This window comes from Kribbella albertanoniae, assembly GCF_004348455.1.
Lineage (GTDB): Bacteria > Actinomycetota > Actinomycetes > Propionibacteriales > Kribbellaceae > Kribbella > Kribbella albertanoniae.
In genome coordinates, this window is record NZ_SMKA01000558.1 from 1 (window position 1) to 859 (window position 859).

Consider the following 859-nt stretch of genomic DNA (forward strand, 5'->3'; position numbering starts at 1 on the left):
GGTCGGTGGTGGCGGTGAGGGCGGGGGTGGTGGAGAGGCGGAGGCTTGCTTCCACCTGGGTGTAGAAGGTTTCCACGGCCCGGATCAGGTCGTCCGCCTCGCGGGTGCTGACGGAGCGCTCCAGGCCGGCTTCGGCGGCGGCGCGCTGGGCGGCGCCGGCGGCGAAGAAGGTGGCCCACTCGCCGAACTCGGGGGCGACCTCGGCGAGGAGGACCCAGGCGTTCCGCTGGACGCGCCGGCGGGTGCCGGTGCGGACCGGGCGGGCGCGGACCGCGAGGACCGCGGCCGCGACCCGGAGGGCGGCGATGTGTGCGCTCGAGTAGCGGATGAGGTGGTCGCTCGTGTCGATCGCCTCGGCCAGGGCGGCGCGGGCGCGGGACAGCTCGCGGCCGGCGGCGCCGGCGGCGATCGGAGATACCGGAGAAACGGTCATCGGTCGGTCACCCTTTCCAGTTGCCAGCGGCCCGAGTCCGGGTCGTGGGCCAGGTCGAACAGCTCGCGCCGCCCGTGCCGGCCGCAGCCCGCCTCCACTCGGTACACCGCGCGTCGCGGACCCCAGTCCGCGTCCAAGACACCAACGGCTGCTGGGCTCGAGGCCATTCCCGAGCCCGCTTCGAACAGTCCGGCCGCCACCGCACCCACGGTCGCCATCCCCGGCTCCGGGGTCCCGGGCGCGCCGATCACGCCGCGCTCCCACCAGGCCGCGGTCTCGGTCCAGTGCGCCTGCACGGAGCAGACCCGCCACAACCGGCCGCGCCAGAGGAACTGCTCAGGAGACTCGAGGCCGTCCACGACACTCGAACGCACCTCGACGGCTTCGTCGAACTCCCACATGCTCCATCGCCTCCCGTGTGTGAAC

The 859-nt window shown here is 74.0% G+C and carries 2 protein-coding genes; both read right to left on the minus strand.

Going from position 1 to position 859, the window contains the following annotated elements; genetic code table 11:
• Window positions 1-433 (minus strand): SAV_6107 family HEPN domain-containing protein (locus E1261_RS44950; RefSeq protein WP_132416514.1); only part of this gene is annotated, 433 nt, incomplete at its 3' end.
• Window positions 430-859 (minus strand): DUF6504 family protein (locus E1261_RS44955; protein WP_238176871.1); only part of this gene is annotated, 430 nt, incomplete at its 5' end. The genes E1261_RS44955 and E1261_RS44950, both read right to left, overlap by 4 nt.